Genomic DNA, 24,457 nt, shown 5'->3' with positions numbered 1-24,457 from the left:
TTCGGCCTCGTGTTCAGCGCAGGGTGAGGCGCTGGCCCGGGGTGATCAGGTTCGGGTCGCGTCCGACGGCGGTCCGGTTCCTCAGGTACAGCTCCGTCCAGGACTCTCCGTGGGCACGGGCGATGCCGCCGAGGGTGTCGCCGGGCCGCACGGTGTAGGGGGCGGTGCCGGCCCGCTCTGCGGTGGGCGGGTCGGCCTGCGCGGTGCGCTCGGCGCAGGGGGTGGGGGTCGCCGAGGAGGGCCGCGTCGGGACGGGCGTGAGGGGTGTGCAGACCGGGGTGGCGAGTCCGATGAGTTCGACCAGTCCCGTGCCGCCGGCGGGTGGGACGACGCGCGACCAGTTGTTGGCCAGCCAGACGTTGCCGGACTGGTCGATCTGCACGGCGGTGAGGTGCTGCATCGCCTTGCTCCGCAGGCCCTTCGGGGGTGACAGGAGGGCGCCGGTGGCGCTGCCGGGCGGGCAGGCGGTGGTGTCGGCGCCGCACAGCGTCCACACGCCCGGGGTGAGGAAGCCGGCGACCCACACGCGGTCGGAGCCGTCGACCGCCACCGACCAGGGAAGGGTGTTCTCGGGCAGCCTGTACACGCCCGCCACGGCGCCGTCGGGGGTGAGCCGGGTGACCGCGCTGTTGACGTAACTGTTGAGCCAGGCGTTGTTCCGGGAGTCGATGGCGATGCCCAGGGGCCACTTGAAGGAGTCGCTCTGGATGGGCGAGGACGCGGTGGGCTCGAGGTCCGGCCCGATGACGGTGACACTGCCGCCGAACTTTCCTGTCAGGGGCGCCAGCCGGGTGTTCACCAGGTCGGCGCCTCCCGGCCCGGCGTTGCTGACCCAGGCCCGCCCGTAGCCGTCGATCTGGACGGCGAACGGGTGGTTGAGTCCGCCGCCGGTGATCCTGATAGCCCTGGACGGGTCGCCGTGCGGGTAGACGACCACATTGCCCTGACCCGGTGCGGTCTCCAGGCCGTAGTTGTTCGCGATCCACACGTTGCCCCGCTGGTCCACGGCGATTCCCTGCGGGTGGACCAGGCCGCCGTCGCGGTGTCCGGTGGCAGGCGACAGCGGCTCGCCGGTCGCGGAGTAGTGCGCGACCGAGTCGCCGCCGTAACTGCTCATCCAGACGGAGCCGTCCGGGGCGACTGCGGCGCCCCAGTCACCGCCCTTCATGCCGCCGCCCTGGATCGGGCTGCCCAGGACCGGGCGGCCCGTGGGGTCGAGCACGCTGACGTAGGGGGTGGGGTTGCGGGTGCCGGGCAGCCAGTTGTTGGACGCCCAGGCGTTGCCCTTGGTGTCGAAGGCGATGCGGCCCGGGGAGTACAGGTCGGTGTCGGTGTAGCGCAGCGCCAGTATCCAGGCCGTGGGAGGCGCGGCGAGTGCCGGGGCGTAGTGGTCGGCGGTACGTGCCAGGGCGTGCAGCCCGGACGGGGACAGTGCGGGATTGCGGGCCAGGTTCAGCACCGCCTGCGCGGTGTCCCGGGGAGCCGTGCCGCCGGGAGGCGTCGCCAGGCGGAGCAGGCTCTCGCACCGCGTGGTGTCCGACACGCACAGGGAGACCAGGTTGGCGAGCGTGTTGAGGGTGGCGAGGGTTTCGTTGGAGTCGCCGTTGTCGGCGTTCGTGACCACCGCGCCGGGTTCGCCGGTGGCCGGGTCTGCGAGGTTGAACGTCGTCGCCGCGGCGTTCTGCAGCCCCGGGCTCGGCCCGTCGACACCGTGTTCGCCGGTGAACTGGGCGAGGGAGTAGGCGGCGGCGACGGTGGTGAGTTCGTCGACCCGCACCCGGTTCGTCGTCCGCGCGGGAACCGCGCCGCCCTCACCGACCGCGACCACGGAGCGCAGCCGCAGCCGGCCGGCGTCGGCTCGTGTGGCCTCCACGTAGAGCACTCCGGCGGCGGGCGGGGCGTAGCCGATGTCGAAGGAGCCGGTGGCGTCGGTCGTCGCACGGCCCAGTTCCCTGACCCCGGTGCGGGAGCCGGCGTAGAGCGTGACCCTGGCTCCCCGGAGCGGCTTGCCCGCGCCCGTGACGGTGCCGTGCAAGGGGCCCGGCGCGGCACCGGGTGACGAGGCCGGGACGTTCGCCAGTCCCAGGACCATGGCGGCCGAGGCCGCCGCCGCTGCCGAGGCCCTCCGCGAGGGTCCTTTCCTTCGCCGCGGCCCACTGGCGGACGCCGGCCCGCGGACGGACATGCCGGAAGAGCTCATGGCTGGTGCACCTTTCGCTGGGGTGGTCGGCCGGTCCGGGCGGGCGGCGGGCCCGGTGGGCGTGCCGGAGCGCCGCCCGGGGCCGGCCGCACGGCCGTTTTGAGGCCGGCTTTCCGACCGCCGGCCTCCGACGCGGCTCGTGAAGGGTTTCCGAGGGGCTTTTGAGGGCGGGCGCGGACGGATCGGGAACCGGGCGGGCCCGTCGCCGCGGCTATCCGGCCGTGGCCTCTCCGGCTCCGGGGAGCGTGCGGTCCACCTCGGGCACCCGGAGGGCGAACCAGCCGACCCGGCACCCGTACAGCCAGACCACGCCGAGGTACAGACCCTCCTCGATCTGGCGCATCTCGTCGCGTACCGCGCGGGCGACGAGGGAGGTCCGGGAGTAGTCGATGACGATGCACTCCCGCTCGTCCAGCAGGCTCGGGCCCTTGTAGACCTGGGCGAGGACGGCGAGCACGTCGAACGGGGTCATCCGGTTGCTCAGGTAGCCCTCGGGGTCGAACACCTTGCCCCGCCACACGGCCAGGCGCACCAGCCGGGCGAGAGGACGGGCGAGCCGGCCGCCTCCCCACCGCACGATGCCGGTGCCCTCCAGCGGACCCCGGGGAACGTCCCCGGCCCGGCTCCCGCCGAAGAGCTCGACGAGGCCGTCGTCACCGGCGTTGAGCAGGTCGCTCTCAGTGAGTGCCACATCGCCCTCCGGACGCTCGCACGAACCGTCGCCCTACGAGCTTGGACGCGGCCGGGCGCGCGCCACCACCGCTGTTGGGCCGACGGGGGTAGCGGGGCCGGTCGCCGTGGGCGCCGTGTGGGCTGTCCTAGCGGCACTGGAAGAGGGTGGTGGTTCCGCCTTCCAGGTCCAGCAGCCGCCGCTTGCGGTCCAGGCCGCCGCCGTAGCCGGTCAGGCCGCCGCTCGCGCCGACGACGCGGTGGCAGGGGACGATGATGCCGACGGGGTTGCGGCCGTTGGCCAGGCCCACGGCACGGGAGGCGCGGGGGGCGCCCAGGGCGTCGGCCAGTTCGCCGTAGGAGCGGACCTCGCCGTAGGGGATGCGGCGCAGCCGGTCCCACACCCGGAGCTGGAACGGTGTCCCCGTCAGGCGCAGTTCAAGGGTGAACTCCTTCAACTCGCCCGCGAAGTAGGCCTGGAGCTGTTCCTCGGCGGCGTCGAAGGCGGCGAGGTCCGCGGGTTCGCCGAACGTCTCCTGCGGCGGCCGGTGGCGCTGGCCGGTCATGTAGAGGCCGCACAGGACGCCGTCGTCGGCGACGAGGGTGAGCGGATTGCAGGGGCTGTCGATGACGGTGTGCTGCTTCACGGGGACACGTCCTCAGACGGGTAGGAAGTTGATCGGGTGGCTGTCCGTGGCCCACAGGTACTGCACGGCGTAGGCCCGCCACGGCCGCCAGGCCGCGGCGCGGGCCGTCAGCGCGGCCGGGGTGGCGGGCAGGCCCAGCTCCTGGGCCGCGCGCCGGATGCCGAGGTCGGTGGGGAGGAAGGCGTCGGGGTCGCCGAGGGCGCGCATGGCGATGACGTCGACCGTCCAGGGGCCGAAGCCGGGCAGGGACAGCAGGCGGGAGCGGGTCTCCTGCCAGTCGCTCTCCGCCCCCAGGTGGACCGTGCCGTCGGCGAGCCGGCCGACCAGTGTGGTGAACGTCGCCCGCCGGGTGCGGGGCATCGCCAGTGACTCGGGATCGACCGAGGCCAGTGCCTCGGGGGCGGGGAAGAGGTGGGTGAGGCCGCCCTCGGGGTCGTCGACCGGATCGCCGTGCGCCGTGACCAGGCGGGCCGCGTGGGTGCGGGCGGCGGCGGTGGAGACCTGCTGGCCGAGCACGGCCCGCACGGCGAACTCGGCCTCGTCGACCGTGCGCGGCACGCGCCGGCCGGGCGCCTTGTCGACCAGGGGCGCGAGGACCGGGTCGGTGCGCAGCTGGTCGTCGATCGCGACCGGGTCGGCGTCCAGGTCGAGCATCCGCCGGCAGCGGCTGATGGCCACCGGCAGGTCGCGCAGGTCGGCGAGGGTGAGCCGGCAGGCGACGTGGTCGGGTTCCGGGGTCAGCGCGGCGACGCCGTGGCCGTGGGGCAGGCGCAGGGTCCGCCGGTAGGCGCCGTCCCGCCACTCCTCGACGCCCGGTACGGCGGTGGCCGCGAGATGGCCGAAGAGGTTGTCCGGGTTGAGCGGGGCGCGGAAGGGGAGGCGGAGGCCGAGGGTGGTGGTGCGCGGTGCGCCCGGCGCTCCGTTCGGGCCGCCGGGTGCGGCGGGCCGCCGGGCGGCGGGGCCGGCGGTCCGCCCCGGGACGCGGGCGCGCAGTTCGCCCGGGGAGAGCGCGAAGACCTCGCGGACGGTGTCGTTGAAGGTCCGGACGGAGGAGAAGCCGGCGGCGAAGGCGATGTCCGCCATCGGCAGGGCGGTGGTCTCGATCAGCAGCCGGGCGGTCTGGGCGCGCTGGGCGCGGGCGAGGGCGAGCGGTCCGGCGCCGAGTTCGGCGAGGAGCTGGCGTTCGATCTGGCGGGTGCTGTAGCCGAGGCGGGAGGCGAGGCCGCGCACCCCGTCGCGGTCCACGACGCCGTCGGCGATCAGGCGCATGGCGCGGGCCACGAGGTCGGCACGCTGGTTCCACTCCGGGGAGCCGGGGCTGGTGTCGGGCCGGCAGCGCTTGCAGGCCCGGAAGCCGGCCTGCTGGCAGGCGGCGGCACTCGGGTGGAAGACCATGTTCTCCGGCTTGGGCGGCACCACGGGGCAGCTCGGCCGGCAGTAGATGCCGGTGGTCAGGACGGCGGTGAAGAACCAGCCGTCGAAGCGCGCGTCCTTGGACCGCACGGCGCGTACGCACCGGTCCCGGTCGATGTGCATCCCGTTCCGCATGTGTCCAGCATCGGGCACCGGCCGGGCCGGGGCTGGCGAGAATCCGACATCGACGTCGTCGGGGCCTGGGCCGGGCGTCCCGTCGGCGGCGGGCCGGTCCCCGGTCAGCCGAGCCGGGCGGCGAACGCCGCGTAGGCGCGCTCGTCGAAGAGCACGAACCTGACCTCCTCGACCCGGGTGCCGCTCTCGCGCACCGCCGTCACGGCGATGCGCGCGGCGTCCTGGAGCGGCCAGCGGTAGACACCGGTGGAGATGGCCGGGAACGCCACGGTGCGGGCGCCCAGTTCGTCGGCGATCCGCAACGACTCGCGGTGGCAGGAGGCCAGCAGCTCCGAGCGGTCCTCGTCGGCCGACCAGACCGGTCCGACCGTGTGGATCACCCAGCGGGCGTCCAGTTCGCCCGCGGTGGTGGCGACGGCCCGGCCGGTGGGCAGGCCCCGGCCGTACCTGGAGGCACGCAGGGCCCGGCACTCCCGGAGGATCGCGGGGCCGCCGCGGCGGTGGATCGCGCCGTCCACGCCTGAGCCGCCGAGCAGGGAGGAGTTGGCGGCGTTGACGATGGCGTCGACGCGCTGCCGGGTGATGTCGCCCTGGACCAGCGTGATGGCGGTGGTCATGTCTGCCGCAGCCTCCTCCAGACGGCCTTCGCCGCGTTGTGCCCCGACATGCCGTGCACTCCGGGGCCAGGCGGGGTGGCCGACGAGCAGATGAAGACGGCCGGGTGCGGGGTGTGGTACGGGAACAGGGACAGTTTGGGGCGCAGCATGATCTGGAGCCCGGAGACCGCGCCGGAGGCGATGTCCCCGCCGACGTAGTTGGCGTTGCGGGCGGCCAGTTCGGGCGGACCGGCGGTGGCGCGGGCGAGGACGCGGTCGCGGAAGCCGGGGGCGAAGCGCTCCAGCTGGCGCTCGACGGCGTCGGTGAGGTCGCCGGTCCAGCCGTTGGGGACGTGGCCGTACGCCCAGAAGACGTGCCGGCCGGCCGGGGCGCGGGTGGGGTCGACGACACTGGGCTGGACCGTGATGAGGAAGGGTCTCTCGGGTGCGCGGCCTTCACGGGACGCGGCGCGCAGCGCGGTGCCGATCTCGGCGCTGTCCGCGCCGACCTGCACGGTGCCGGCGACGCGGGGTTCCTCGGCGGTCCACGGGACCGGGCCGTCCAGCGCGTAGTCGATCTTGAACACGCCGGGGCCGTACCGGTAGGCCTCGTAGTACCGGCCGAGACCGGCGATGCGGGCCAGGGCGGTGGGCGAGGTGTCGAAGACGTACGCCCTCGCGGGCGGCAGGTCGTCGAGGCGCTTGACCTCGTAGTCGGTGTGCACGGCGCCGCCGAGTTCCCTCAGGTACGCCGCGAGGGCGTCGGAGATCGCCTGGGAGCCGCCGCGGGCCAGCGGCCAGCCGCGGGCGTGCGCGGCCAGCAGGAAGACCAGGCCGACGGCGCCGGTGGCGAAGCCGCCGAGGGGGGCCATCACGTGGGCCACGAGCCCGGCGAAGAGGGTCCTGGCCCGCTCGTCGCGGAAGCGGCGCATCAGCCAGGTGGACGGGGGCAGACCGGCCAGGCCGAAGCGGGCGAGGGTGACCGGGTCGCGCGGCAGCGCGGTCAGCGGCAGCGACATGAAGTCCCGGACCAGCGTGTCCCACCTGGGCAGGAACGGCTGGACCAGCCTGCGGTAGGCGCCCGCGTCGCGCGGTCCGAAGGAGGCCGCCGTCTCGGCCACTGACCGGGCGAGGACCGCGGCGGTGCCGTCCGGGAAGGGGTGCGCCATGGGCAGTTCGGGGTGCAGCCACTCAAGGCCGTACCGCTCCAGGGGCAGACCGCGGAAGGCGGGCGAGTTGACGGCCAGGGGGTGCGCGGCGGAGCACGGGTCGTGCCGGAAGCCGGGGAGGGTGAGCTCCTCGGTGCGGGCGCCGCCGCCGACGGTGTCCCGGGCTTCGAAGACGGCCACGGAGAAACCGCGGCGGGCGAGCTCCACGGCAGCGGTCAGCCCGTTCGGCCCCGCCCCCACCACGACCGCATCGAGCATCGACGGCACCTTCGGACCCCTTCGTCAGCCGATGGCCACTCGGGGTCAGGATATGCCGCCGGGCCGACACCCCGGCACGCAGACCCGTGGGCTCGCGGCCGGTGCTCCCGCCGCGGCACGGGCGCTCAGTCCGAGGCCGTCAGCAGCCCGGTCACCCGCCGTGCCGTCGCCGCGTCCCGGGCCGCCGTGAACGGCAGGGCGTTGCCCCCGGTGACGCGGAACGGCTCACCGGCCCGCGTCAGGTGGGCGCCGCCCGCCTCCTCGACCAGCAGGACGCCCGCCGCGTGGTCCCAGGCCGCTTCCCAGGTGAAGGCCGTGGCGTCCAACTCGCCCCGGGCGACGGCGAGGTACTCCAGGCCGGCCGAGCCGCAGGGGCGGGGCTCGACCCCGTCGGTCCACAGGCCGAGCAGGGCGCGCTTCTGCCGGTCGGTGGTGAAGTCCGGGTGGGAGGTGGCCACCCGGAGCGGGCGGTCCGGGGCGGGCGTGCCGGAGCGCAGCGGCTCGCCGTCGAGGCGCGCGCCCCGGCCCCGTACGGCGACGGCGAGCCGGTCGAGGGCGGGCGCGTACGTCCAGGAGGCCAGCAGGACTCCGCCCCGGGCGAGCGCGACCAGGGTGCAGAAGCCGGGGTCGCCGTGGACGAACTGGCGTGTGCCGTCCACGGGATCGACGATCCATACCGGGGCGTCGCCCCGGATCGCCTCGTAGACCGCCGGGTCGGCGTGCACCGCCTCCTCGCCGACCACCAGGGAGCCGGGCAGCAGTGCTCCGAGCGTGTCGGTGAGGTACCGCTCCGCCAGGCGGTCGGCGTCCGTCACCAGGTCGTGCGGTCCGGACTTCTGGTCGACCTCGTGCTCCGCGAGCCGGCGGAAGCGGGGCATGATCTCGGCCGCGGCGGCCTTGCGGACCGCCTCCTCCACGTCGGCCGAGTGGCGCACGAGAAACTCTTCGATGGTTTCCGTCTCTTCGATCATGCCTCCATGAGAGCACGAGCCTGTGACAAAGCCCGCCTCTCGGGTGCACACAGGGTGGAATCGGCGTGAACACCCGTCGTCGCCCCAGGCGGGTGCCCGAGGCGCCCGGGGCGCCCGGTGTGGCGCGGCGGCCTCAGCGGCCGACCGCGTACCCCTGCATCCCGCGCGGGTTGGCCGCCGCCGACAGGATGCCGGTCCCGGGGTCCCGGGCGACCGCGCACAGGCGGCCCTCGGACCACGGGTCGCCGACGGTCACGTCGTGGCCGCGGCGGCGCAGCTCCGCGATGGTGCCGGGGTCCATGCGCGATTCCACGGTGACGCTGCCGGGTCGCGTACCGCGCGGGTAGAACGATCCGGGGAAGGCGTCGTTGTGCCAGTTCGGCGCGTCGACGGCGCCTTGCAGGTCGAGGCCGCCTCGGACGGCGGCGCGCAGGGCGGCCGCCAGGAAGAAGTGCAACTGCCACTGGTCCTGCTGGTCGCCGCCGGGTGTGCCGAAGGCCAGGACGGGCTCGCCGTCGCGCAGGGCGATCGACGGGCTGAGGGTGGTGCGCGGACGGCGGCCGGGTGTCAGCGAGTTCGGCAGTCCCTCCTCCAGCCAGGTCATCTGCAGCCGGGTGCCCAGCGGGAAGCCCAGTTCGGGCACGACGGGGTTGGACTGGAGCCAGCCGCCGCTGGGCGTGGCGGCGACCATGTTGCCCCAGCGGTCGACGACGTCGAGGTGGCAGGTGTCGCCGCGGGTGCCGCCGTCGGCGGCGACCTCGGGCTCGCCCGGCACCGGGGAGGTCGGCGGCTTGGCGACCGTGGGCTCGCCGACGCCCAGGGCGTCGTACTCCCCCGCCGTCGCGGCGGTCCGGCCGGCGTGCGCGCTCAGCCGCGGGGCGCGGCCGCCGGGGCTGCCGGGCCGCAGCTCGTAGGAGGCCCTGTCCCCGACCAGTCGGCGCCGCCCCGCGTTGTACCGCGCCGACAGCAGGTCGGCCAGCGGCACTTCGGCGGCGTCCCCGTACCAGGCCTCCCGGTCGGCCATGGCCAGCTTGCAGTTCTCCACCAGCAGGTGGACGTAGTCGGCGGTGCCGTAGCGGGGCGGTTCGGGCGGGAGCAGGGCCAGTTGCTGGAGGAACACCGGGCCCTGGCTCCAGGGGCCCGCCTTGCACACGGTCCAGCCGTTCCAGTCGTACGTCGCCGGCCTCTCGTAGGCCGCGCTCCAGGCGGCGAGGTCGGCCGCCGTGAGGGTGCCGGCGTGGCGTTCGCCGCTGGTGTCCATGGTGGGCCGCGCGGCCTGCCGGACCAGGGCCTCGGCGATGAAGCCGCTGCGCCACACCTCCCGCGCGGCGTCGATCCGGGCCTCCCGGCCGCCGGCGCCCGCGGTCTCGGCGAGCAGCCGTCTCCAGGTGGCGGCGAGCGCGGGGTTGCGCAGCAGCCGTCCGGGGCCCGGCGCGCGTCCGCCGGGCAGATAGAGCTCGGCGGAGGACGTCCACTCCGTCTCGAACAGTTTCCGTACGCTCTCCACGGTCGCGCCGACGCGTTCCACCGGCGGGTGCCCGTTCTCGGCGTACCCGATGGCGTGGTCCAGGACCTCGGCGAGGGACTTGGTGCCGTGGTCGCGCAAGAGGAGCAGCCACGCGTCGAAGGCGCCGGGGACCGCGGCGGCGAGCGGCCCGGTGCCGGGTACGAGGTCCAGGCCAAGTCCCCGGTAGTGGGCGACCGTCGCTCCGGCCGGCGCCACCCCCTGCCCGCACAGCACCCGCACCTCGCCGCCCGCCGGGGCGAGCAGGATCGTCACCTCGCCCGCGGGCCCGTTGAGGTGCGGCTCGACGACGTGCAGCACGAAGGCGCCGGCCACCGCGGCGTCGTAGGCGTTGCCGCCGGCCTCCAGCACGGCCATCGCCGACTGGGAGGCCAGCCAGTGGGTGGAGGACACCATGCCGAAGGTGCCCTGGAGGGTGGGTCGGGTGGTGAACCGCATCTGTCACCTCTCTGTCCGCGCGCGGCCCGGCTCTCCGTCCGTGCGCGGCCCGGCTCTCCGTCCGCGCGCGGCCGTCGGCCCGGATGCTCCCGGGCCGGCACGCGGCCGGCCCGCGGGATCAGGCTACGGAACGCGGCGGGCCCGGGGCGCCGTGCCGGACGCACCGGTTCGGACACCGAACCACCGGGTGGCTCAGGGGACTTGACCGGCCCGGCCCGTGGGCGGGGGGCCGGTTCGGTCGGGTGTTCCTGGTCCGCGGCCCCGGCCTTCCTCCGTCCTGCCGAAGTCCGCCCGTGCACGGACTCCAGCGGGCGGCCGGAGACTCCGGAGCACCGCTCGTCGGCGGCGGGCCGGTGGCGGGGGCCCGGGGTCGCCGCGCGGACCGGGCGGGCCACGAGCCCCAGCCGCCCCGCGGGTCGGGCGGGCCGACAGCCCGGTGCGAGCCGGAGGGACTCCGGCGGCCCTTCTCCGCCCGCCGCGCGGCCGGCCCGGACCGAGGGAACCACCGTCGTGGCCTCGCCCGTCCCACCGGCACGGACCGGGGGGACCACCGCGGCCGCCTCCGCCGTCCGGACAGAACCGGGCGAACACCGCGTCAGGGGCGGGGCGCGGTGACCGCCCGGGTACGCAGCGAGTTCGTGCTTCCGCCCCACAGGCACTCGTGTGACACTGTCGTCCCGTCCACACTGTGGACGGCCTCGCATCGTCCACCCCCACACGAGAAGTGCGCCGTGCGTCATCTTCTTCCCCTGCCGCTCGCGCTCACCGCGCGGCTCAGTCCGGTCCTCGTGCTCGCCTGCACGGGCTGGGCGCTGACGTCCGGTCCGTTCGCGGCGTCGTCCACCGACGGGCACCGGGCCGCCGGACAGGAGACCGCCGCGTCCGGAGCCGGGTCGTCCGGGTCCGCCGCGCCGTCCGGATCGTCCGCCGCGCCGTCCTCGACCGGAGCCGCGCAGACGTACACGTCCGCGCCGGCGCCGTGCGCCGCCGTCGCCGCCAAGACCGTCACCGCGCTGGTGCCCGGCGCGAAGACGGCGGGCAAGGAGATCCCCTCGACCGACCGGGAGGTGCGCCGCACCTGTTCCTGGAACGCCCTGAAGGGCTACGACTACCGCTGGCTCGACGTGTCCTTCGAGGTCATGCGGTCCGACGCGGCGGCGCGGACCTCCTACGAGCAGCGGACCGCCGAGAAGAGCGGCGGCGGAGCGGTCCCCGGGCTCGGGGACTCGGCGTACTCCGTCGTCGACCTCACCACCCAGGACAAGCAGCAGACCCGCGAGGGCACGGTGCTGGCGCGCGTCGGCAACGCGCTGGTGGTCGTCACGTACAACGGCAGCGACTTCGAGACGAAGAAGGCGCCGGGTACGGACGAGATCAACAAGGGCGCGATCAAGGCCGCCAAGGACGCCGTGGCGGCGCTCGGCCGCGGTCAGGGCTGATCCGGCCCGTACTCCGCCGCCCGGTCCTCCTCCTGGATCCCCCGTACGACGAAACCGGCCCTGGGGCCGAGCTCGCTTCGGTCGCCGTCGTGCAGGCGCGTCCTCGAACCCGGCTTCAGCACACGGTCGTTGAACCTCGTGCCGTTGGTCGCGCCCTGCGGGAGACCTCGGTCACCCGGGCCGCCCCGTCCGGGGCGTGGACGACGGTCGCGTGCCGGGCGGAGACCGTCACCTCGGCGGCCAGGGGCCGGCCGGGACGACGGGACCGGCAGCGGGTCCGCGTCGGCGTACGGGCCGGCGGGCGGCGGGGCGCCGGGCGCGAGCTGCACCCGGCCGTCGGGGAGGGTGACCTGGGCGGGGGACGGTATGCCGGAGGCGGCGGTGTCGGTCATGGGCGGCCCGATCGGATCGGGGCCGGTGATCAGGAGTTGACGACGGGGATGACCTGGCGGCCGTACGCGTCGATCACGGCTTCCCGCGCGTCGTGCATGGCGTACACGGCGAACTGGTCGACGCCCAGGTCGCGCAGCGCGGTCAGCTTCTCGATGTGCGCCTCGACCGGCCCGACCAGGCAGAACCGGTCGACGATCTCGTCGGGCACGAACCGGGTGTCCGGGTTGCCGCTGCGCCCGTGGTGGGCGTAGTCGTAGCCCTGGCGGGCCTTGATGTAGTCGGTGAGTTCGTCGGGTACGGCGGCGGAGTGCTCGCCGTAGCGGGCGACCAGGTCGGCGACGTGGTTGCCGACCATGCCGCCGAACCAGCGGCACTGCTCGCGGGCGTGGGCCAGCGCACCGGGCGAGTCGTCGTCGGTGACGTAGGCGGGGGCGGCGACGCAGACGGTCACCTCGGACGGGTCGCGCCCGGCCTCGGCCGCGGCGTCCTTCACCGCCTTGACCATGTACTGGGTCAGATAGAGGTCGGCGAGCTGGAGGATGAATCCGTCGGCCTCCTCGCCGGCCGTCCGCAGCGCCCTGGGCCCGTACGCGGCCATCCAGACCGGCAGCCGGGCGCCCGGCCCGATCCACGGGAACCGGACGACCGCGCCGCCGCCGAGGTCGGCCTCCTCTCCGCCGGCCAGCGCCCGGATGACCTTCATGGCCTCGCTGATCCGGGCCAGGGTGACGGGTTTGCGCCCGGCGACGCGCATCGCGGAGTCGCCGCGGCCGATGCCGCAGACGGTGCGGTTGCCGAACATGTCGTTGAGGGTGGCGAAGGTGGAGGCGGTGACCTCCCAGGTGCGGGTGGCCGGGTTGGTGACCATCGGGCCGACCGTCAGCTTCTCGGTGTTGGCGAGGATCTGGCTGTAGATGACGAACGGCTCCTGCCAGAGCACGGCGGAGTCGAAGGTCCAGCCGTAGCGGAAGCCGTTGCGTTCGGCGCGCTGCATCAGGCTGACGACGCGCGAGGCCGGCGGGTCGGTCTGCAGGACGAGTCCGAAGTCCATGTGCGCCACTCCTAGTCGAGGTACTGGCAGGTGGAGCGCGGGGTGTAGACGCCGTGTCCGGCGCGTCCGGTGTACTCCCGCTCGGTGACGACGGGTTCGCCGCGCGAGAGCACGGTCTCCACCCGTCCCATGACCCGCTTCCCCTCGTACGCCGAGTAGTCGACGTTCATGTGGTGCGTCGTGGCGGACAGCACCTGCTCGGCGTGCGGGTCGTAGATCACCACGTCGGCGTCGGCGCCCGGGGCGATGGTGCCCTTCTTCGGGTACAGGCCGAACATGCGGGCGGGGGCGGCGCAGGCGATCTCGATCCAGCGGCGGCGCGAGATGTGCCCGTCGACGACGGCCTGGTGGAGCAGGTCCATCCGGTTCTCCACCCCCGGCAGGCCGTTGGGGATCCTGGAGAAGTCGCCCCGGCCCAGTTCCTTCTGGCCTGCGAAGCAGAAGGGGCAGTGGTCGGTGGAGACCACCTGGAGGTCGTCGGTCCTCAGGCCCTGCCACAGGGGGGCCTGGTGGTCCTCGGGGCGCAGGGGGGTCGAGCAGACGTACTTCGCGCCCTCGAAGTCCGGTTCGGCGAGGTTGTCGGTGGACAGGAACAGGTACTGCGGGCAGGTCTCGCCGAAGACCGGCAGCCCGGCGTCGCGCGCCGCCGCCAGCTCGGCGACCGCCTCCCGCGCCGAGACGTGCACGACGTACAGGGGGGCGCCCGCGACCTGGGCCAGCCGGACGGCGCGGTGGGTCGCCTCGGCCTCCAGCAACGCCTTGCGGACCTCACCGTGGAAGCGCGGGTCGGTCTCGCCGCGGGCCAGCGCCTGCTCGACCAGCACGTCGATGGCGATGCCGTTCTCGGCGTGCATCATGACCAGCCCGCCGTTGCCGGCGGCGCGCTGCATGGCGCGCAGGATCTGTCCGTCGTCGGAGTAGAACACCCCCGGGTAGGCCATGAACTGCTTGAAGGAGGTGACGCCCTCCTCCACGAGCAGGTCCATCTCCTTCAGCGTCTCGTCGTTCACGTCGGAGACGATCATGTGGAAGCCGTAGTCGACGGCGCAGTTGCCCTCGGCCTTCTGGTGCCAGGCGTCGAGGCCTTCACGCAGTGAACCGCCCCTGGACTGGATCGCGAAGTCGACGATGGTCGTCGTGCCGCCCCAGGCGGCGGCCCGGGTGCCGGTCTCGAAGGTGTCCGAGGCCTTGGTGCCGCCGAACGGCATCTCCATGTGGGTGTGGCCGTCGACCCCGCCCGGGATCACGTATCTGCCGGTGGCGTCGATGGTGCGCCCGGCGGTGAACGCCTCGGCGGCGGCGGTGCCGGAGGCGGCGAGGGCGGCGATGCGGCCGTCCTCGATCAGGACGTCGGCGTGCATCTCGTCGGCGGCGGTGACGACGAGGCCGCCGCGGATGACGGTACGGCTGCTCATGCTCCCTCTCCTTCCGTTGGTGCCTGTACGGGGCCGGGGCGCGGGTCCGCCGGCCGGGGGCGGCCGGCGGGGCGCCGCTCAGGGCGCGGTCAGCGGTGTGTACGCGCCCGGCGCCCGGTCGCGGTAGAACTGCCAGCGGTCGCGCACCTCGCGCAGTGCGGCGAGGTCCAGGTCCCGTACGACGAGTTCGGTCTCCTTGTCGCTCGCGACCTCGCCGACGAACCGCGCCTGGGGGTCCACGAAGTAGGAGGTGCCGTAGAAGTCGTTGTCGCCCAGTTCCTCGACGCCGACCCGGTTGATCGCGCCGACGAAGTACTCGTTGGCGACGGCAGCCGCGGGCTGCTCCAGCTGCCAGAGGTAGCCGGACAGGCCGCGCGAGGTGGCCGAGGGGTTGAAGACGACCTCCGCGCCGGCCAGGCCCAGCGCCCGCCAGCCCTCCGGGAAGTGGCGGTCGTAGCAGATGTAGACGCCGACCCTGCCGACGGCGGTGTCGAAGACGGGCCAGCCGCTGTTGCCGGGACGGAAGTAGAACTTCTCCCAGAACCCGTGCACCTGGGGGATGTGGGTCTTGCGGTACTTGCCGAGGTAGCTGCCGTCCGCGTCGATCACGGCGGCCGTGTTGTAGAGGACGCCCGGCTGCTCCTCCTCGTACACCGGCAGGACGAGGACGATGCCCAGCTCCCCGGCCAGTGCCTGGAAGCGCCGGACGACGGGGCCCTCGGGGACCCGCTCGGCGTACTCGTAGAAGGCCGGGTCCTGGACCTGGCAGAAGTACGGTCCGTAGAACAGCTCCTGGAAGCACAGGACCTGGGCGCCCTGCGCGGCGGCGTCGCGGACCGCCTGCTCGTGGACCCGGATCATGGACTCCTTGTCGCCGGTCCAGGCGGTCTGGAAGAGGGCGGCACGGATCACTCGGCTCATCGGGACCTCCGCTGCTCGATCGGTGTGCGGTGAGCGTAGGGAGCCCGCGGGCCCGGTTCGAGGTGCACGGTGTCACGTCCGCCGGGGTGCGGCGTGCCGGCCTGTCACCCTGGCTCCGCCCCTGTGCCACTCTCGTTCTCCCGGTCGGTCGCGGGCCTCACCGCTGCTGCGCGTCGTGCGCGAGGAGCGCTATGTGCACGGAGACGGCCTGTTCGAAGTCGTCGAGGTCCACTCCCAGGCGGCCCTGTATGGCCTCCAGGCGGCGGTAGAGCGCGGGTCGGGAGACGTGGTGGAGCCGGGCGGTGCTGGACTTGTTGCGGCCGGTGGCCAGGTAGGTGCGCAGGACGTCCAGGAGGTCCTGGCCGGTGTCGCACAGCAGCCCGTCCAGCTCCCGTTCGGCGAAGGACTGCACGTGCGGGTTCTCGCGCAGCAGGCGCACCAGCCCGCGCAGGTGGACGTCCTTGAGGCGGACGACGGCCGGGAGACCGAGGGCGGGGGCGGAGGCGGCCACGGCGTCGGCGACGTGCCGGGCCTCGCGCAGTCCCGCGGGTACGTCGTCCCAGGCGGTGCGGGCGTCCGCGGCGGCGACGACCGTGTGCGCCCGGCCCGCCTCCGCGCGCAGCCGGGTGGCGAAGTGTCCGGCCAGGGCGTCGGCGTCCTGGTCGCGGGCGAGGCTGAGCAGGACCGCGGTGACGCCCCCGGCCAGCTCGGCGACCAGGCCGGGCAGGCCCAGCAGCCGCAGCAGCCGGTCGAGTCCGCCGGGCTCGCCGTCCGGGACGGCCAGCGGCACGAAGACACGCCGGTTGACCGGCAGCCCGGCCGCCCGGGCCCGGGGCAGCAGCCGCCGGGCCGGTACGGTCCCGTCGGCCAGGTCGGTCAGCAGGCTCCGCGCGGACTGCTCCTCCCAGGAGCGGCCCGCGGCGCCGCCGAGCATGCGGTGCAGGACCAGGGCCTCGGCGGCCCGGTCGGCGAGCAGCCGTCCGGTGGCGGTGTCCCCGCGGTGGCCGCACAGCGTGATCCTGCCCCAGCGCTCCCCGCGCCCGCCGAGTTCGGCGCGGATCCAGCCGTCGCCCTCGCTGCCTCCCCCAGTGCCTGAACGGCCTGGGGGGTGCCCCCATGCCTGCCGGGCGATGCGCTCCCAGTCGCGCAGCACGTCGTCCACCGCCGGCCGCTCCCCCGCCGTGGCGAGGACGCGGTGGGCGAGGTTGGAGACGACGACGGGGCAGGCGCTGTGCCGGGCGATCTCGTCGAGCAGCGCCTGGAGCGGGGCGCCCGCGGTGATCAGTGCGGTGAGCGCGGCGCGTACCGCCTCGGACAGGCTGACGGCGGCGAACTTGCGCCGCACCAGCCGGCACTGGACCTCCTCGGTGAGCTCGGCGAACGGGAACGGCCGGTGCAGGACGACCAGTGGCAGCCCGCACCGCTCGGCGGCGCGGCGCATCGCCTCCGGCGGCGCGGGAAAGGCCCGGCCCAGGCCCAGCACGACGGCAGCGGCCTCCGCCCGGTGCAGGGAGCGGATGTACTCGGCCTGCTTCTCCTCGTCGCCGGCCAGCAGTACTCCGGTGGTGAGCACCATCTCGCCGCCGCTGAGCATCACGCCGACGTCCGCCGCCTCGGCGACGTGCACCCAGCGCACGGGCCGGTCCAGCCGGCCGGCGCCGGCCACCACCTCGGGCTCCCCGGCGAGCACCCGCTCCAGGGCGAGCACCTGGCGGACGGACAGGGCCGGTTCCGGCGTCCGCCCGGTGCTCGTGCCCGGGCGTCGGCGGGTGGTCGGGGGTGGTTCCGAGGCGGTGGTCATGGGAAACGCTCCCCTCGCTCGGCCGGGTTCTTCCTACGCGCTCCTCAGTACGCCGCGCGCAGCGCGCTCTCCAGGACGGCGGCGCCCTCCTCGGCCTCCGCGACGGTCAGCGACAGGGGCGGGGCGATGCGCAGGGCGCTGGTGTCGTGACCGCCGCCCTTGCCGATGAGCAGCCCGCCCTCGCGGGCCGCCTCCAGCACGGCGGCGGCGGCCTGCGGATCGGCCGTGTCCGTGCCGGGCCTGGCGAGTTCGACGCCGATCATCAGTCCGCGCCCGCGCACCTCCCGTACCCCGGGCAGTTGGGCGGCGACGGCGCGCAGCCGCTCGATGAGCAGGCCGCCGACACGCCGGGCGTTGCCCTGGAGGTCGTGCTCCAGCAGGTAGTTGAGATTGGCGAGACCGGCCGCCATGGTGATCTGGGTGCCGCCGAAGGTGGAGATGCTGTTGGCGTCCAGGCAGTTCATGATCTCGCCCCGGGCCACGACGCCGCCGATGGACATGCCGTTGCCGATGCCCTTGGCGAAGGTGAGGATGTCCGGCGGGCCGCTGCGCCCGTGCGCCTGCCAGCCCCAGAAGTGCTCGCCGGTGCGGCCCCAGCCGGTCTGCACCTCGTCGCTGATCCACAGGACGCCGTGTTCCGAGAGCACCTCCCGGAAGGCCGCGTACAGGCCGTCGGGCGGGGAGGTGAAGCCGCCGACGCCCTGGATGGGCTCGGCGATCAGCGCGGCGGGCGGACGGGTGTGGCCGAGCAGGTCCTTCAGGTCCTCCACGCAGGCCGCGACGAACCCGGAGTCGTCGAGGTGGGCGAACGGACCGCGGGTGCGCACGCCCCCGTGGACGTACAGCGTCTGGAGCGGGGAGAGGGAGCTCGGGGACCAGGAGCGGTTGCCGGTGATGCCGATGGCGCTGAAGGAACGGCCGTGGTAGCTGTTGCGCATGGCCAGGACCGTGTTGCTGCGCCGGTACGTCGTCGCGAGCAGCAGCGCGGTGTCGTTGGCCTCGGTGCCGGAGGTGGTGAAGAAGACCCGGGCGTCCGGGATGCCGCTCAACTTGGCGATGCGCTCGGCGAGTTCGACCATCGGCCGGTTGAGGTAGAGGGTGGAGGAGTGGAGGATCCGGCCGGCCTGCTCGCTCACCGCCTTGGTGACCTCGGGCAGCGCGTGGGCGGTCATGGTGGTGAGGATCCCGCCGAAGAAGTCGAGGTAGCGCCTGCCCGCGCTGTCCCAGACGTGGCGGCCCTCGCCGTGGGTGATCTCCAGCGGGTCCTCGTAGTAGAGCGCGAGCCAGTCGGGCAGCACGGCCCGGTGACGGTCGTAGAGGTCGTTCACGGCTGCACCAGCCCTTCGTAGGCGTCGGGGCGGCGGTCGCGGTAGAAGGCCCACTGCCGCCGCACCGCTTCGATGAGGTCGAGGTCGAGGTCCCGGACGACGAGTTCCTCCCGGGAGTCGCTCGCGGGGTCTCCGACGAACTGTCCGCGCGGGTCGACGAAGTACGACGTCCCGTAGAAGTCGTTGTCGCCGTACTCCTCCCGGCCGACGCGGTTGATCGCGGCGACGAAGTACTCGTTGGCGACGGCGGCGGCCGGCTGCTCCAGCCGCCACAGGTGGGAGGAGAGGCCGCGGTGGGTGGCGGAGGGGTTGTAGACGAGCTGGGCGCCGTTCAGGCCGAGCTGCCGCCAGCCCTCCGGGAAGTGGCGGTCGTAGCAGATGTAGACGCCGACCCTGCCGACGGCGGTGTCGAAGACGGGCCAGCCGAGGTTGCCGGGCTTGAAGTAGTACTTCTCCCAGAAGCCCTCGACCTGGGGGATGTGGTGCTTGCGGTACTTGCCCAGGTAGCCGCCGTCGGCGTCGATCACGGCGGCGGTGTTGTAGTAGAAGCCCGACTGCTCGATCTCGAAGACCGGGGCGACGACCACCATGCCGGTCTCGCGGGCGAGTTCCCGCATCCGGCGCACGGTCGGCCCGTCGGGGACCGGCTCGGCCCAGCGGTAGTGCCCGGGCTCCTGTACCTGGCAGAAGTAGGGCGAGTTGAAGACTTCCTGGAACCCGATGATCTTCGCACCCCGGCGGGCCGCCTCGCGGGCGTGCTCCTCGTGCTTGGCGACCATGGACTCGGTGTCACCGGTCCAGGTGGCCTGGACCAGGGCCGCGCGGACGACGTTGGCCATGAGCTGCTCCTTCGACGTACGTCAGAGCCTCTACGCCTGTAGAACAGACCCAGAGGCACGAACGTAAGCCTCCCGGGCGGCCTTGCCAAGACCATCGCCGTGAACCCGCGGAGTCGATCGTGTTTCGCACTCTGGTGGGTGAGCGCCGCGGCCGAGGGCCGGGGCCGCCCGGGAGGCCGCCGCCGAGGCGGCCCGGGGGGCGGCTACCGGGGCCGCGTCGGGCGCCCGGCCGGGTCACCTCCGGGTCCCGGCTGGTTCCGGGCCGGGTCACCTCGGGTCCCCGGCCCGGAACCGGCCGGGGCGACTGCCGGACTCCCCACACCCGACGCGACCCGCGGCGCCCCCGGGCGTCCGGCCCGACGCGGTCCGAGGCGGCCCGAGGCGGCCCGGGGCGATCGCCCGGCCGTCGCGCCGACCCGGCGTTCCGCGTCCCGCCGCGCGCCGCCTCGGGCCCCGGCTGCGAGCGAGGCGTCACCCACACGTGCGTATTGCGCTGGCAAACGTCCACGACATGCCAAGCGGAGCGTACCGTTCATTGTGTTTACGGTTCCGAACGCGCGCAGGAGCACGGCAGTCGGCTGTGCGTCCACCGCCGCGTTCACGACCGTCCTTCTCCGTCTGCGGTTTCCCACTTCCCCGAAGTGAAGGACGCGCAGCAGGCGTACCGTCACCCACGAGCGGCGGACCCAGAGGGCTTTCCCGGCGGTTCCGCCTCACGCCAGAACGGCCAGAGCACATGACCAAACCCCCCATGTTCGCCCCCGACTGGACCCCCACAGCCGTCGTCTTCGACTGCGACGGCACCCTGGTGGACTCCGAGCAGCACTGGCAGCGGGCGCGCGCCGTGGTCCTGCGCGCCTTCGGACACGCTCCCGACCCCGAGTTCGCCGAACGCGCCAGAGGGCTGCACTACAAGGACTGCGGAGCCCTCATGGCCGACCTCGTCGGCCATCCCGACCAGGCCGAGGAGATGACCTCGCAACTCCTGAGCACCTTCCGCGCCCTCGTCGCGCGCGACCCCGTGACCACACGCGGGGCCCGGGACCTCGTGCGGGCCCTGGGCCGGGCCGCGCCCCTGGCCGTCGCCAGCAACTGCCCAGCGGACGTGGTGGAGTTCTGCCTGGAGTCGGTGGACTTACGCCGTCACTTCCGGCACATCGTCGTGCCCGGCGGGGACATCCGCCCCAAACCCCACCCGGACACCTACGCGGAGGCCGCACGGCTGCTCGGTGCGTCCGGCGGCGACGTCCTGGCCGTGGAGGACTCGGTCAACGGACTGAAGGCCGCCGTGGCCGCGGGTCTGCGGGTCGTCGGGGTGGGGCCACGGCCCGGGCCCGAGGCCCTGGCCCTCGCCGACCTCTGGGTGAGCGCCCTGGACGACCCGGAGCTGACGGCCTGGGCGGACAGCCGCCCGGCGGCCCGGCGGCCGACGGCGGACCGCCCTGGCGCCGCACCGGCCGACCCGAAGGTCCCGAGGCCGGGCGGGCCCACGAGCACGGACCCGGCCTCCGCGTCCTGACGCCCCTTCCCCTCTGACGGCCCTTCCTCCCCTGTCGGACCGTCCACCACTGACGGCGCTCCGCCTCGGGTGACGTGCGTCCGAGGCGGGCGGCGAGCCCGAACCCGTCCCATACGGCACCCGTCCGCGCCGGGCCGTCCCCGTGCACGCCGGGCCGTCCCCGTGCACGCCGAGCGGGCGCGCGGTCCGGGCGGAGGCGCGGCAGAGGTCCGGGCGGGGCAGCGCGGCCCAGGCGCTCCTCACCGTGCCGCACACCGCGGGTTCACCGCGCCCACCGGGCAGGGGCCTCACCGGGGGCCGGCACCCCGTCCTGGGCCGGCGGGCGCCGGCCCTGCGACCGCCCCGCCCCCGCCCGGGACGCCCTACCCGGAACGCGCACCGCTCACCGCGCGAGCCGTCCGGTCACACCCGGGCCAGTGCGCACCGCCCCGCCAGTTCGTCCATCGACAGTCCGAGGACGCCGGCCAGCGCGGCGACCGTGAAGAAGGCGGGCGTCGGGGCACGGCCGGTCTCGATCTTGCGCAGCGTCTCCGCCGAGACGCCCGCGCGCGCCGCGATCTCCGTCATGCTGCGGTCGCCGCGCGCCTCGCGCAGCAGCCGGCCGAGCCGCTCACCACGCTCGCGCTCTTCCGGGGTCAGGGGGGTGCGCACCATGCACCCAGTCTAACGCGGCAGGCGTTATTCAAATACCGGTACAACAATGGGCGCGACGGGGTGAGACGCACGGCGCTGATCACCGGCCGGGACGCCGCGGCCTCACCCGGCGGCAGGGCCGGGCCGCGGGGATCCTCCGGGAGCGGAGCCGGGCGCACTGGCGGGCGGCGCGCCGCGCGGGCGTGACCCGGCACGACGACGCCGCACGCGCGCACGGACGCGTCCCTCCACCCCGTGGGTCACCCGACGTGCCGCCGGAAACCGGGCGTGCCATGGTGGCATGAGCGCCCTCCTAAGCGGTTACCCGGCGAGAGCCACACGTCAGCGAAGGAACGGAAAGCGATGACCAGCGGCTACGTCGGCCCGGAGGGTGACCCCTTCGGCGAATTCTTCGCCCGGTTCTTCGGCGGACCCCGCCCCGGTCCCCGGCACGTCGACATCGGCAGGCTGCTCAGCCAGCCCGCCCGGGAACTGGTCAAGGGCGCGGCTCAGTACGCCGCCGACCACGGCAGCCGGGACCTGGACACCGAGCACCTGCTGCGGGCGGCGCTCGCCACCGAGCCCACCCGGAGCCTGCTCAGCCGGGCCGGGGCGGACCCGGACTCGATCGCCACCCAGATCGACGAGCGGTCCGGCCCCGTCCAGCAGAAGCCCGGCGATCCGCCACCGTCGGCCACCCTGTCCCTCACCCCGGCCGTGAAGCGTGCCCTGCTGGACGCGCACGACATGGCACGGGCGAGCGGCGCCGGGTACATCGGCCCCGAGCACGTGCTCAGCGCGCTCGCCGCGAACCCCGACTCCGCGGCCGGGCACATCCTGAACGCGGCCCGGTTCGCCGCCTCCGGCCTGCCGGAGGCGGCGCCGGAAGCCGCCGCCCCGCCGGGCGCCGAGCGGCAGCGGACCACCGCCACGCCCACCCTGGACAAGTACGGGCGCGATCTCACCGACCTGGCCCGGCAGGGACGCATCGACCCGGTGATCGGGCGGGACCAGGAGATCGAGCAGACCATCGAGGTGCTCTCCCGGCGCGGGAAGAACAACCCGGTGCTGATCGGCGACGCGGGCGTGGGGAAGACCGCGATCGTCGAGGGGCTCGCCCAGCGGATCGCCGACGGGGACGTGCCCGACATCCTGCTGGGCCGCCGGGTGGTGGCCCTGGACCTGACCGGAGTGGTCGCCGGCACCCGCTACCGGGGCGACTTCGAGGAGCGGCTGAACAACATCGTCACCGAGATCCGGACCAACTCCGAGCGGCTGATCGTCTTCATCGACGAGCTGCACACCGTGGTCGGCGCGGGCTCGGGCGGCGAGGGCGGGGCGATGGACGCGGGCAACATCCTCAAGCCGGCCCTCGCCCGCGGCGAGCTGCACATCGTGGGCGCGACCACGCTGGAGGAGTACCGGCGGATCGAGAAGGACGCGGCGCTCGCCCGCCGGTTCCAGCCGATCCTGGTGCCCGAACCGACCGTCGCGGACGCCCTGGAGATCCTGCGCGGGCTGCGCGACCGCTACGAGGCCCACCACCAGGTTCGCTACACCGACGAGGCGCTGGCGGCCGCCGTGGAGCTTTCCGACCGCTACCTCACCGACCGGCGGCTGCCGGACAAGGCGATCGACCTGATCGACCAGGCCGGGGCGCGGGTGCGGCTGCGGGCGCGCACCAAGGGCACGGACGTACGGGCCATGGAACGCGAGGTCGAGCAGCTGACCCTGGACAAGGACCAGGCGGTCGCCGACGAGCAGTACGAGCAGGCCACGCAGTTGCGCGACCGCATCGTGGAGCTGAAGCGGCGGATCGCCGAGGCCGGCGGGGACGGCGAGGCCGACGAGGGACAGCACCTGGAGGTCACGGCCGAGGCCATCGCCGAGGTGGTGTCCCGGCAGACCGGCATCCCGGTCAGCAGTCTCACCCAGGAGGAGAAGGAGCGGCTGCTCGGCCTGGAGGAGCACCTGCACCAGCGGGTGGTCGGCCAGGAGGAGGCCGTGAGCGTGGTCTCCGAGGCGGTGCTGCGCTCCCGCGCCGGGCTGGCCAGCCCCGACCGGCCGATCGGCAGCTTCCTGTTCCTCGGCCCGACCGGTGTCGGCAAGACCGAACTGGCCCGGGCGCTGGCCGAGGCGCTGTTCGGCAGCGAGGAGCGCATGGTCCGGCTCGACATGAGCGAGTACCAGGAGCGGCACACGGTCAGCCGGCTGGTGGGCGCCCCGCCGGGCTACGTCGGGCACGAGGAGGCCGGTCAGCTCACCGAGGTGGTGCGCCGGCACCCGTACTCGCTGCTCCTGCTCGACGAGGTGGAGAAGGCCCACCCCGACGTGTTCAACATCCTGCTCCAGGTGCTCGACGACGGACGGCTCACCGACTCGCAGGGCCGTACGGTGGACTTCACCAACACCGTCATCGTGATGACCAGCAACCTCGGCTCCGAGGCCATCACCCGGCGCGGCGCCGGCATCGGCTTCGGTCCGGGCGGCAGCGACGCGGACGAGGAGGCACGGCGGGAGCAGATCCTCCGGCCGCTGCGGGAGCACTTCCGGCCCGAGTTCCTCAACCGCATCGACGAGATCGTCGTCTTCCGGCAGCTCACCGCCGAGCAGTTGCGGCAGATCACCAACCTGCTGCTGGACAAGACCCGCCGGCTGCTGCGCGCCCAGGGCGTCGCCGTCGAGTTCACCGACCCGGCCGTGGACTGGCTGGCCCAGCGTGGCTACCAGCCGGAGTACGGCGCGCGTCCGCTGCGCCGCACCATCCAGCGCGAGGTGGACAACCAGATGTCCCGGCTCCTGCTGGACGGCAGGATCGGCGAGGGCAGCCGGGTCACGGTGGACGTCGAGGACGGGCGGCTCGCCTTCCGCACGCAGGAGGCGGCGGCGCCTCCTGCCCCGCCCCGGCCCGCGCCCGCACCCCACGAGTAGGGGCCGTACGAGCGGCGGGGGCCCCCCCCCGGGGGGGGGGGGGGGCCCCCCCCCGGGGGGGGGGCCCCCCCCCCCCCGGGGGGCCCCCCCCGGGGCCCCCCCCCCCCCCCCCCCCCCCCCCCCCCCCCCCCCCCCGGGGGGGGGGGCTCAAAATGGGATGTTTGGG

At 74.4% G+C, this 24,457-nt stretch carries 19 protein-coding genes; 3 read left to right on the top strand and 16 right to left on the bottom strand.

Features of this window, described 5'->3' with window-relative positions; translation table 11 throughout:
• Positions 1–13: 13 nt before the first annotated feature.
• The 8 genes from ACF061_RS19720 to ACF061_RS19685 all read right to left on the bottom strand — a co-directional run bounded on the left by ACF061_RS19720 (position 14) and on the right by ACF061_RS19685 (position 10,021).
• Complete coding sequence (locus ACF061_RS19720) at positions 14–2,092, bottom strand: LysM peptidoglycan-binding domain-containing protein (RefSeq protein ID WP_392268180.1); 2,079 nt, start codon at positions 2,090–2,092, stop codon at positions 14–16.
• A 319-nt stretch (positions 2,093–2,411) separates the two neighbouring features.
• Positions 2,412–2,891: a hypothetical protein gene (locus tag ACF061_RS19715; protein WP_392268179.1), complete on the bottom strand. Its 480-nt coding sequence runs from the start codon at positions 2,889–2,891 to the stop codon at positions 2,412–2,414.
• 127 nt (positions 2,892–3,018) lie between these two features.
• Positions 3,019–3,516 (bottom strand): methylated-DNA--[protein]-cysteine S-methyltransferase, encoded by a 498-nt coding sequence (locus ACF061_RS19710; RefSeq protein ID WP_392268178.1) that lies wholly within the window; start codon positions 3,514–3,516, stop codon positions 3,019–3,021.
• Positions 3,517–3,528: 12 nt separating this feature from the next.
• The gene (locus ACF061_RS19705) at positions 3,529–5,064 is read right to left on the bottom strand and encodes an AlkA N-terminal domain-containing protein (protein WP_392268177.1); all 1,536 of its coding nucleotides are present in this window, start codon (positions 5,062–5,064) and stop codon (positions 3,529–3,531) included.
• A 104-nt stretch (positions 5,065–5,168) separates the two neighbouring features.
• Positions 5,169–5,681 carry an O-acetyl-ADP-ribose deacetylase gene (locus ACF061_RS19700; protein ID WP_392268176.1) on the bottom strand — a complete coding sequence of 171 codons (513 nt, stop codon included), beginning with the start codon at positions 5,679–5,681 and terminating at the stop codon, positions 5,169–5,171.
• On the bottom strand, positions 5,678–7,087 hold the full coding sequence (locus ACF061_RS19695) for a phytoene desaturase family protein (protein WP_392268175.1): 1,410 nt from the start codon (positions 7,085–7,087) through the stop codon (positions 5,678–5,680). Before ACF061_RS19695 ends, ACF061_RS19700 begins: the two co-directional genes overlap by 4 nt.
• Before the next feature lie 125 nt (positions 7,088–7,212).
• Entirely contained in the window at positions 7,213–8,058 is an 846-nt protein-coding gene (locus ACF061_RS19690; protein WP_392268174.1) for an inositol monophosphatase family protein, read from the bottom strand.
• Between the two features lie 133 nt (positions 8,059–8,191).
• Positions 8,192–10,021 (bottom strand): gamma-glutamyltransferase family protein, encoded by a 1,830-nt coding sequence (locus ACF061_RS19685; RefSeq protein ID WP_392268173.1) that lies wholly within the window; start codon positions 10,019–10,021, stop codon positions 8,192–8,194.
• Between the two features lie 731 nt (positions 10,022–10,752).
• On the opposite strand from ACF061_RS19685, the gene ACF061_RS19680 reads away from it, so the two are divergent.
• Positions 10,753–11,460, top strand: a complete 708-nt coding sequence (locus ACF061_RS19680) for a hypothetical protein (RefSeq protein WP_392268172.1) — start codon at positions 10,753–10,755, stop codon at positions 11,458–11,460.
• On the opposite strand, the gene ACF061_RS19675 is transcribed toward ACF061_RS19680, so the two are convergent.
• From ACF061_RS19675 to ACF061_RS19645, 7 genes are all read right to left on the bottom strand, one after another.
• Positions 11,451–11,852: a hypothetical protein gene (locus ACF061_RS19675; protein WP_392268171.1), complete on the bottom strand. Its 402-nt coding sequence runs from the start codon at positions 11,850–11,852 to the stop codon at positions 11,451–11,453. The two genes, ACF061_RS19680 and ACF061_RS19675, sit on opposite strands and share 10 nt — an antisense overlap.
• 29 nt (positions 11,853–11,881) lie before the next feature.
• The gene (locus ACF061_RS19670) at positions 11,882–12,904 is read right to left on the bottom strand and encodes a TIGR03842 family LLM class F420-dependent oxidoreductase (RefSeq protein WP_392268170.1); all 1,023 of its coding nucleotides are present in this window, start codon (positions 12,902–12,904) and stop codon (positions 11,882–11,884) included.
• Positions 12,905–12,915: 11 nt separating this feature from the next.
• Complete coding sequence (gene hydA / locus ACF061_RS19665) at positions 12,916–14,319, bottom strand: dihydropyrimidinase (protein ID WP_392268169.1); 1,404 nt, start codon at positions 14,317–14,319, stop codon at positions 12,916–12,918.
• Between the two features lie 78 nt (positions 14,320–14,397).
• Positions 14,398–15,240, bottom strand: a complete 843-nt coding sequence (locus tag ACF061_RS19660; protein WP_392268168.1) for a nitrilase-related carbon-nitrogen hydrolase — start codon at positions 15,238–15,240, stop codon at positions 14,398–14,400.
• A gap of 157 nt (positions 15,241–15,397) precedes the next feature.
• Complete coding sequence (locus tag ACF061_RS19655) at positions 15,398–17,041, bottom strand: PucR family transcriptional regulator (RefSeq protein ID WP_392268167.1); 1,644 nt, start codon at positions 17,039–17,041, stop codon at positions 15,398–15,400.
• Positions 17,042–17,085: 44 nt separating this feature from the next.
• On the bottom strand, positions 17,086–18,369 hold the full coding sequence (locus ACF061_RS19650; protein ID WP_392268166.1) for an aspartate aminotransferase family protein: 1,284 nt from the start codon (positions 18,367–18,369) through the stop codon (positions 17,086–17,088).
• Positions 18,366–19,208 (bottom strand): nitrilase-related carbon-nitrogen hydrolase, encoded by an 843-nt coding sequence (locus tag ACF061_RS19645; RefSeq protein ID WP_392268165.1) that lies wholly within the window; start codon positions 19,206–19,208, stop codon positions 18,366–18,368. Before ACF061_RS19645 ends, ACF061_RS19650 begins: the two co-directional genes overlap by 4 nt.
• A gap of 736 nt (positions 19,209–19,944) precedes the next feature.
• Between ACF061_RS19645 and ACF061_RS19640 the strand changes: the two genes are divergently transcribed.
• Positions 19,945–20,727 (top strand): HAD family hydrolase, encoded by a 783-nt coding sequence (locus ACF061_RS19640; protein ID WP_392268164.1) that lies wholly within the window; start codon positions 19,945–19,947, stop codon positions 20,725–20,727.
• A gap of 402 nt (positions 20,728–21,129) precedes the next feature.
• On the opposite strand, the gene ACF061_RS19635 is transcribed toward ACF061_RS19640, so the two are convergent.
• Positions 21,130–21,381 (bottom strand): helix-turn-helix domain-containing protein, encoded by a 252-nt coding sequence (locus ACF061_RS19635; RefSeq protein WP_392268163.1) that lies wholly within the window; start codon positions 21,379–21,381, stop codon positions 21,130–21,132.
• 342 nt (positions 21,382–21,723) lie between these two features.
• Between ACF061_RS19635 and ACF061_RS19630 the strand changes: the two genes are divergently transcribed.
• Positions 21,724–24,291 carry an ATP-dependent Clp protease ATP-binding subunit gene (locus ACF061_RS19630; protein WP_392268162.1) on the top strand — a complete coding sequence of 856 codons (2,568 nt, stop codon included), beginning with the start codon at positions 21,724–21,726 and terminating at the stop codon, positions 24,289–24,291.
• Positions 24,292–24,457 lie beyond the last annotated feature (166 nt).

It is taken from the genome of Streptomyces sp. NPDC015220 (genome assembly GCF_043079345.1).
Taxonomy (GTDB): Bacteria; Actinomycetota; Actinomycetes; order Streptomycetales; family Streptomycetaceae; genus Streptomyces.
This window is presented reverse-complemented; position numbering and strand designations above follow the sequence as displayed.

Coding starts and splice junctions, on each gene's coding strand:
- ACF061_RS19720 (WP_392268180.1), bottom strand. CDS start 2,092: ATGGTCCTGGGACTGGCGAACGTCCCGGCCTCGTCACCCGGTGCCGCG.
- ACF061_RS19705 (WP_392268177.1), bottom strand. CDS start 5,064: ATGCGGAACGGGATGCACATCGACCGGGACCGGTGCGTACGCGCCGTG.
- ACF061_RS19700 (WP_392268176.1), bottom strand. CDS start 5,681: ATGACCACCGCCATCACGCTGGTCCAGGGCGACATCACCCGGCAGCGC.
- ACF061_RS19695 (WP_392268175.1), bottom strand. CDS start 7,087: ATGCTCGATGCGGTCGTGGTGGGGGCGGGGCCGAACGGGCTGACCGCT.
- ACF061_RS19690 (WP_392268174.1), bottom strand. CDS start 8,058: ATGATCGAAGAGACGGAAACCATCGAAGAGTTTCTCGTGCGCCACTCG.
- ACF061_RS19685 (WP_392268173.1), bottom strand. CDS start 10,021: ATGCGGTTCACCACCCGACCCACCCTCCAGGGCACCTTCGGCATGGTG.
- ACF061_RS19675 (WP_392268171.1), bottom strand. CDS start 11,852: ATGACCGACACCGCCGCCTCCGGCATACCGTCCCCCGCCCAGGTCACC.
- ACF061_RS19670 (WP_392268170.1), bottom strand. CDS start 12,904: ATGGACTTCGGACTCGTCCTGCAGACCGACCCGCCGGCCTCGCGCGTC.
- hydA (WP_392268169.1), bottom strand. CDS start 14,319: ATGAGCAGCCGTACCGTCATCCGCGGCGGCCTCGTCGTCACCGCCGCC.
- ACF061_RS19660 (WP_392268168.1), bottom strand. CDS start 15,240: ATGAGCCGAGTGATCCGTGCCGCCCTCTTCCAGACCGCCTGGACCGGC.
- ACF061_RS19655 (WP_392268167.1), bottom strand. CDS start 17,041: ATGACCACCGCCTCGGAACCACCCCCGACCACCCGCCGACGCCCGGGC.
- ACF061_RS19645 (WP_392268165.1), bottom strand. CDS start 19,208: ATGGCCAACGTCGTCCGCGCGGCCCTGGTCCAGGCCACCTGGACCGGT.
- ACF061_RS19640 (WP_392268164.1), top strand. CDS start 19,945: ATGACCAAACCCCCCATGTTCGCCCCCGACTGGACCCCCACAGCCGTC.
- ACF061_RS19635 (WP_392268163.1), bottom strand. CDS start 21,381: ATGGTGCGCACCCCCCTGACCCCGGAAGAGCGCGAGCGTGGTGAGCGG.
- ACF061_RS19630 (WP_392268162.1), top strand. CDS start 21,724: ATGACCAGCGGCTACGTCGGCCCGGAGGGTGACCCCTTCGGCGAATTC.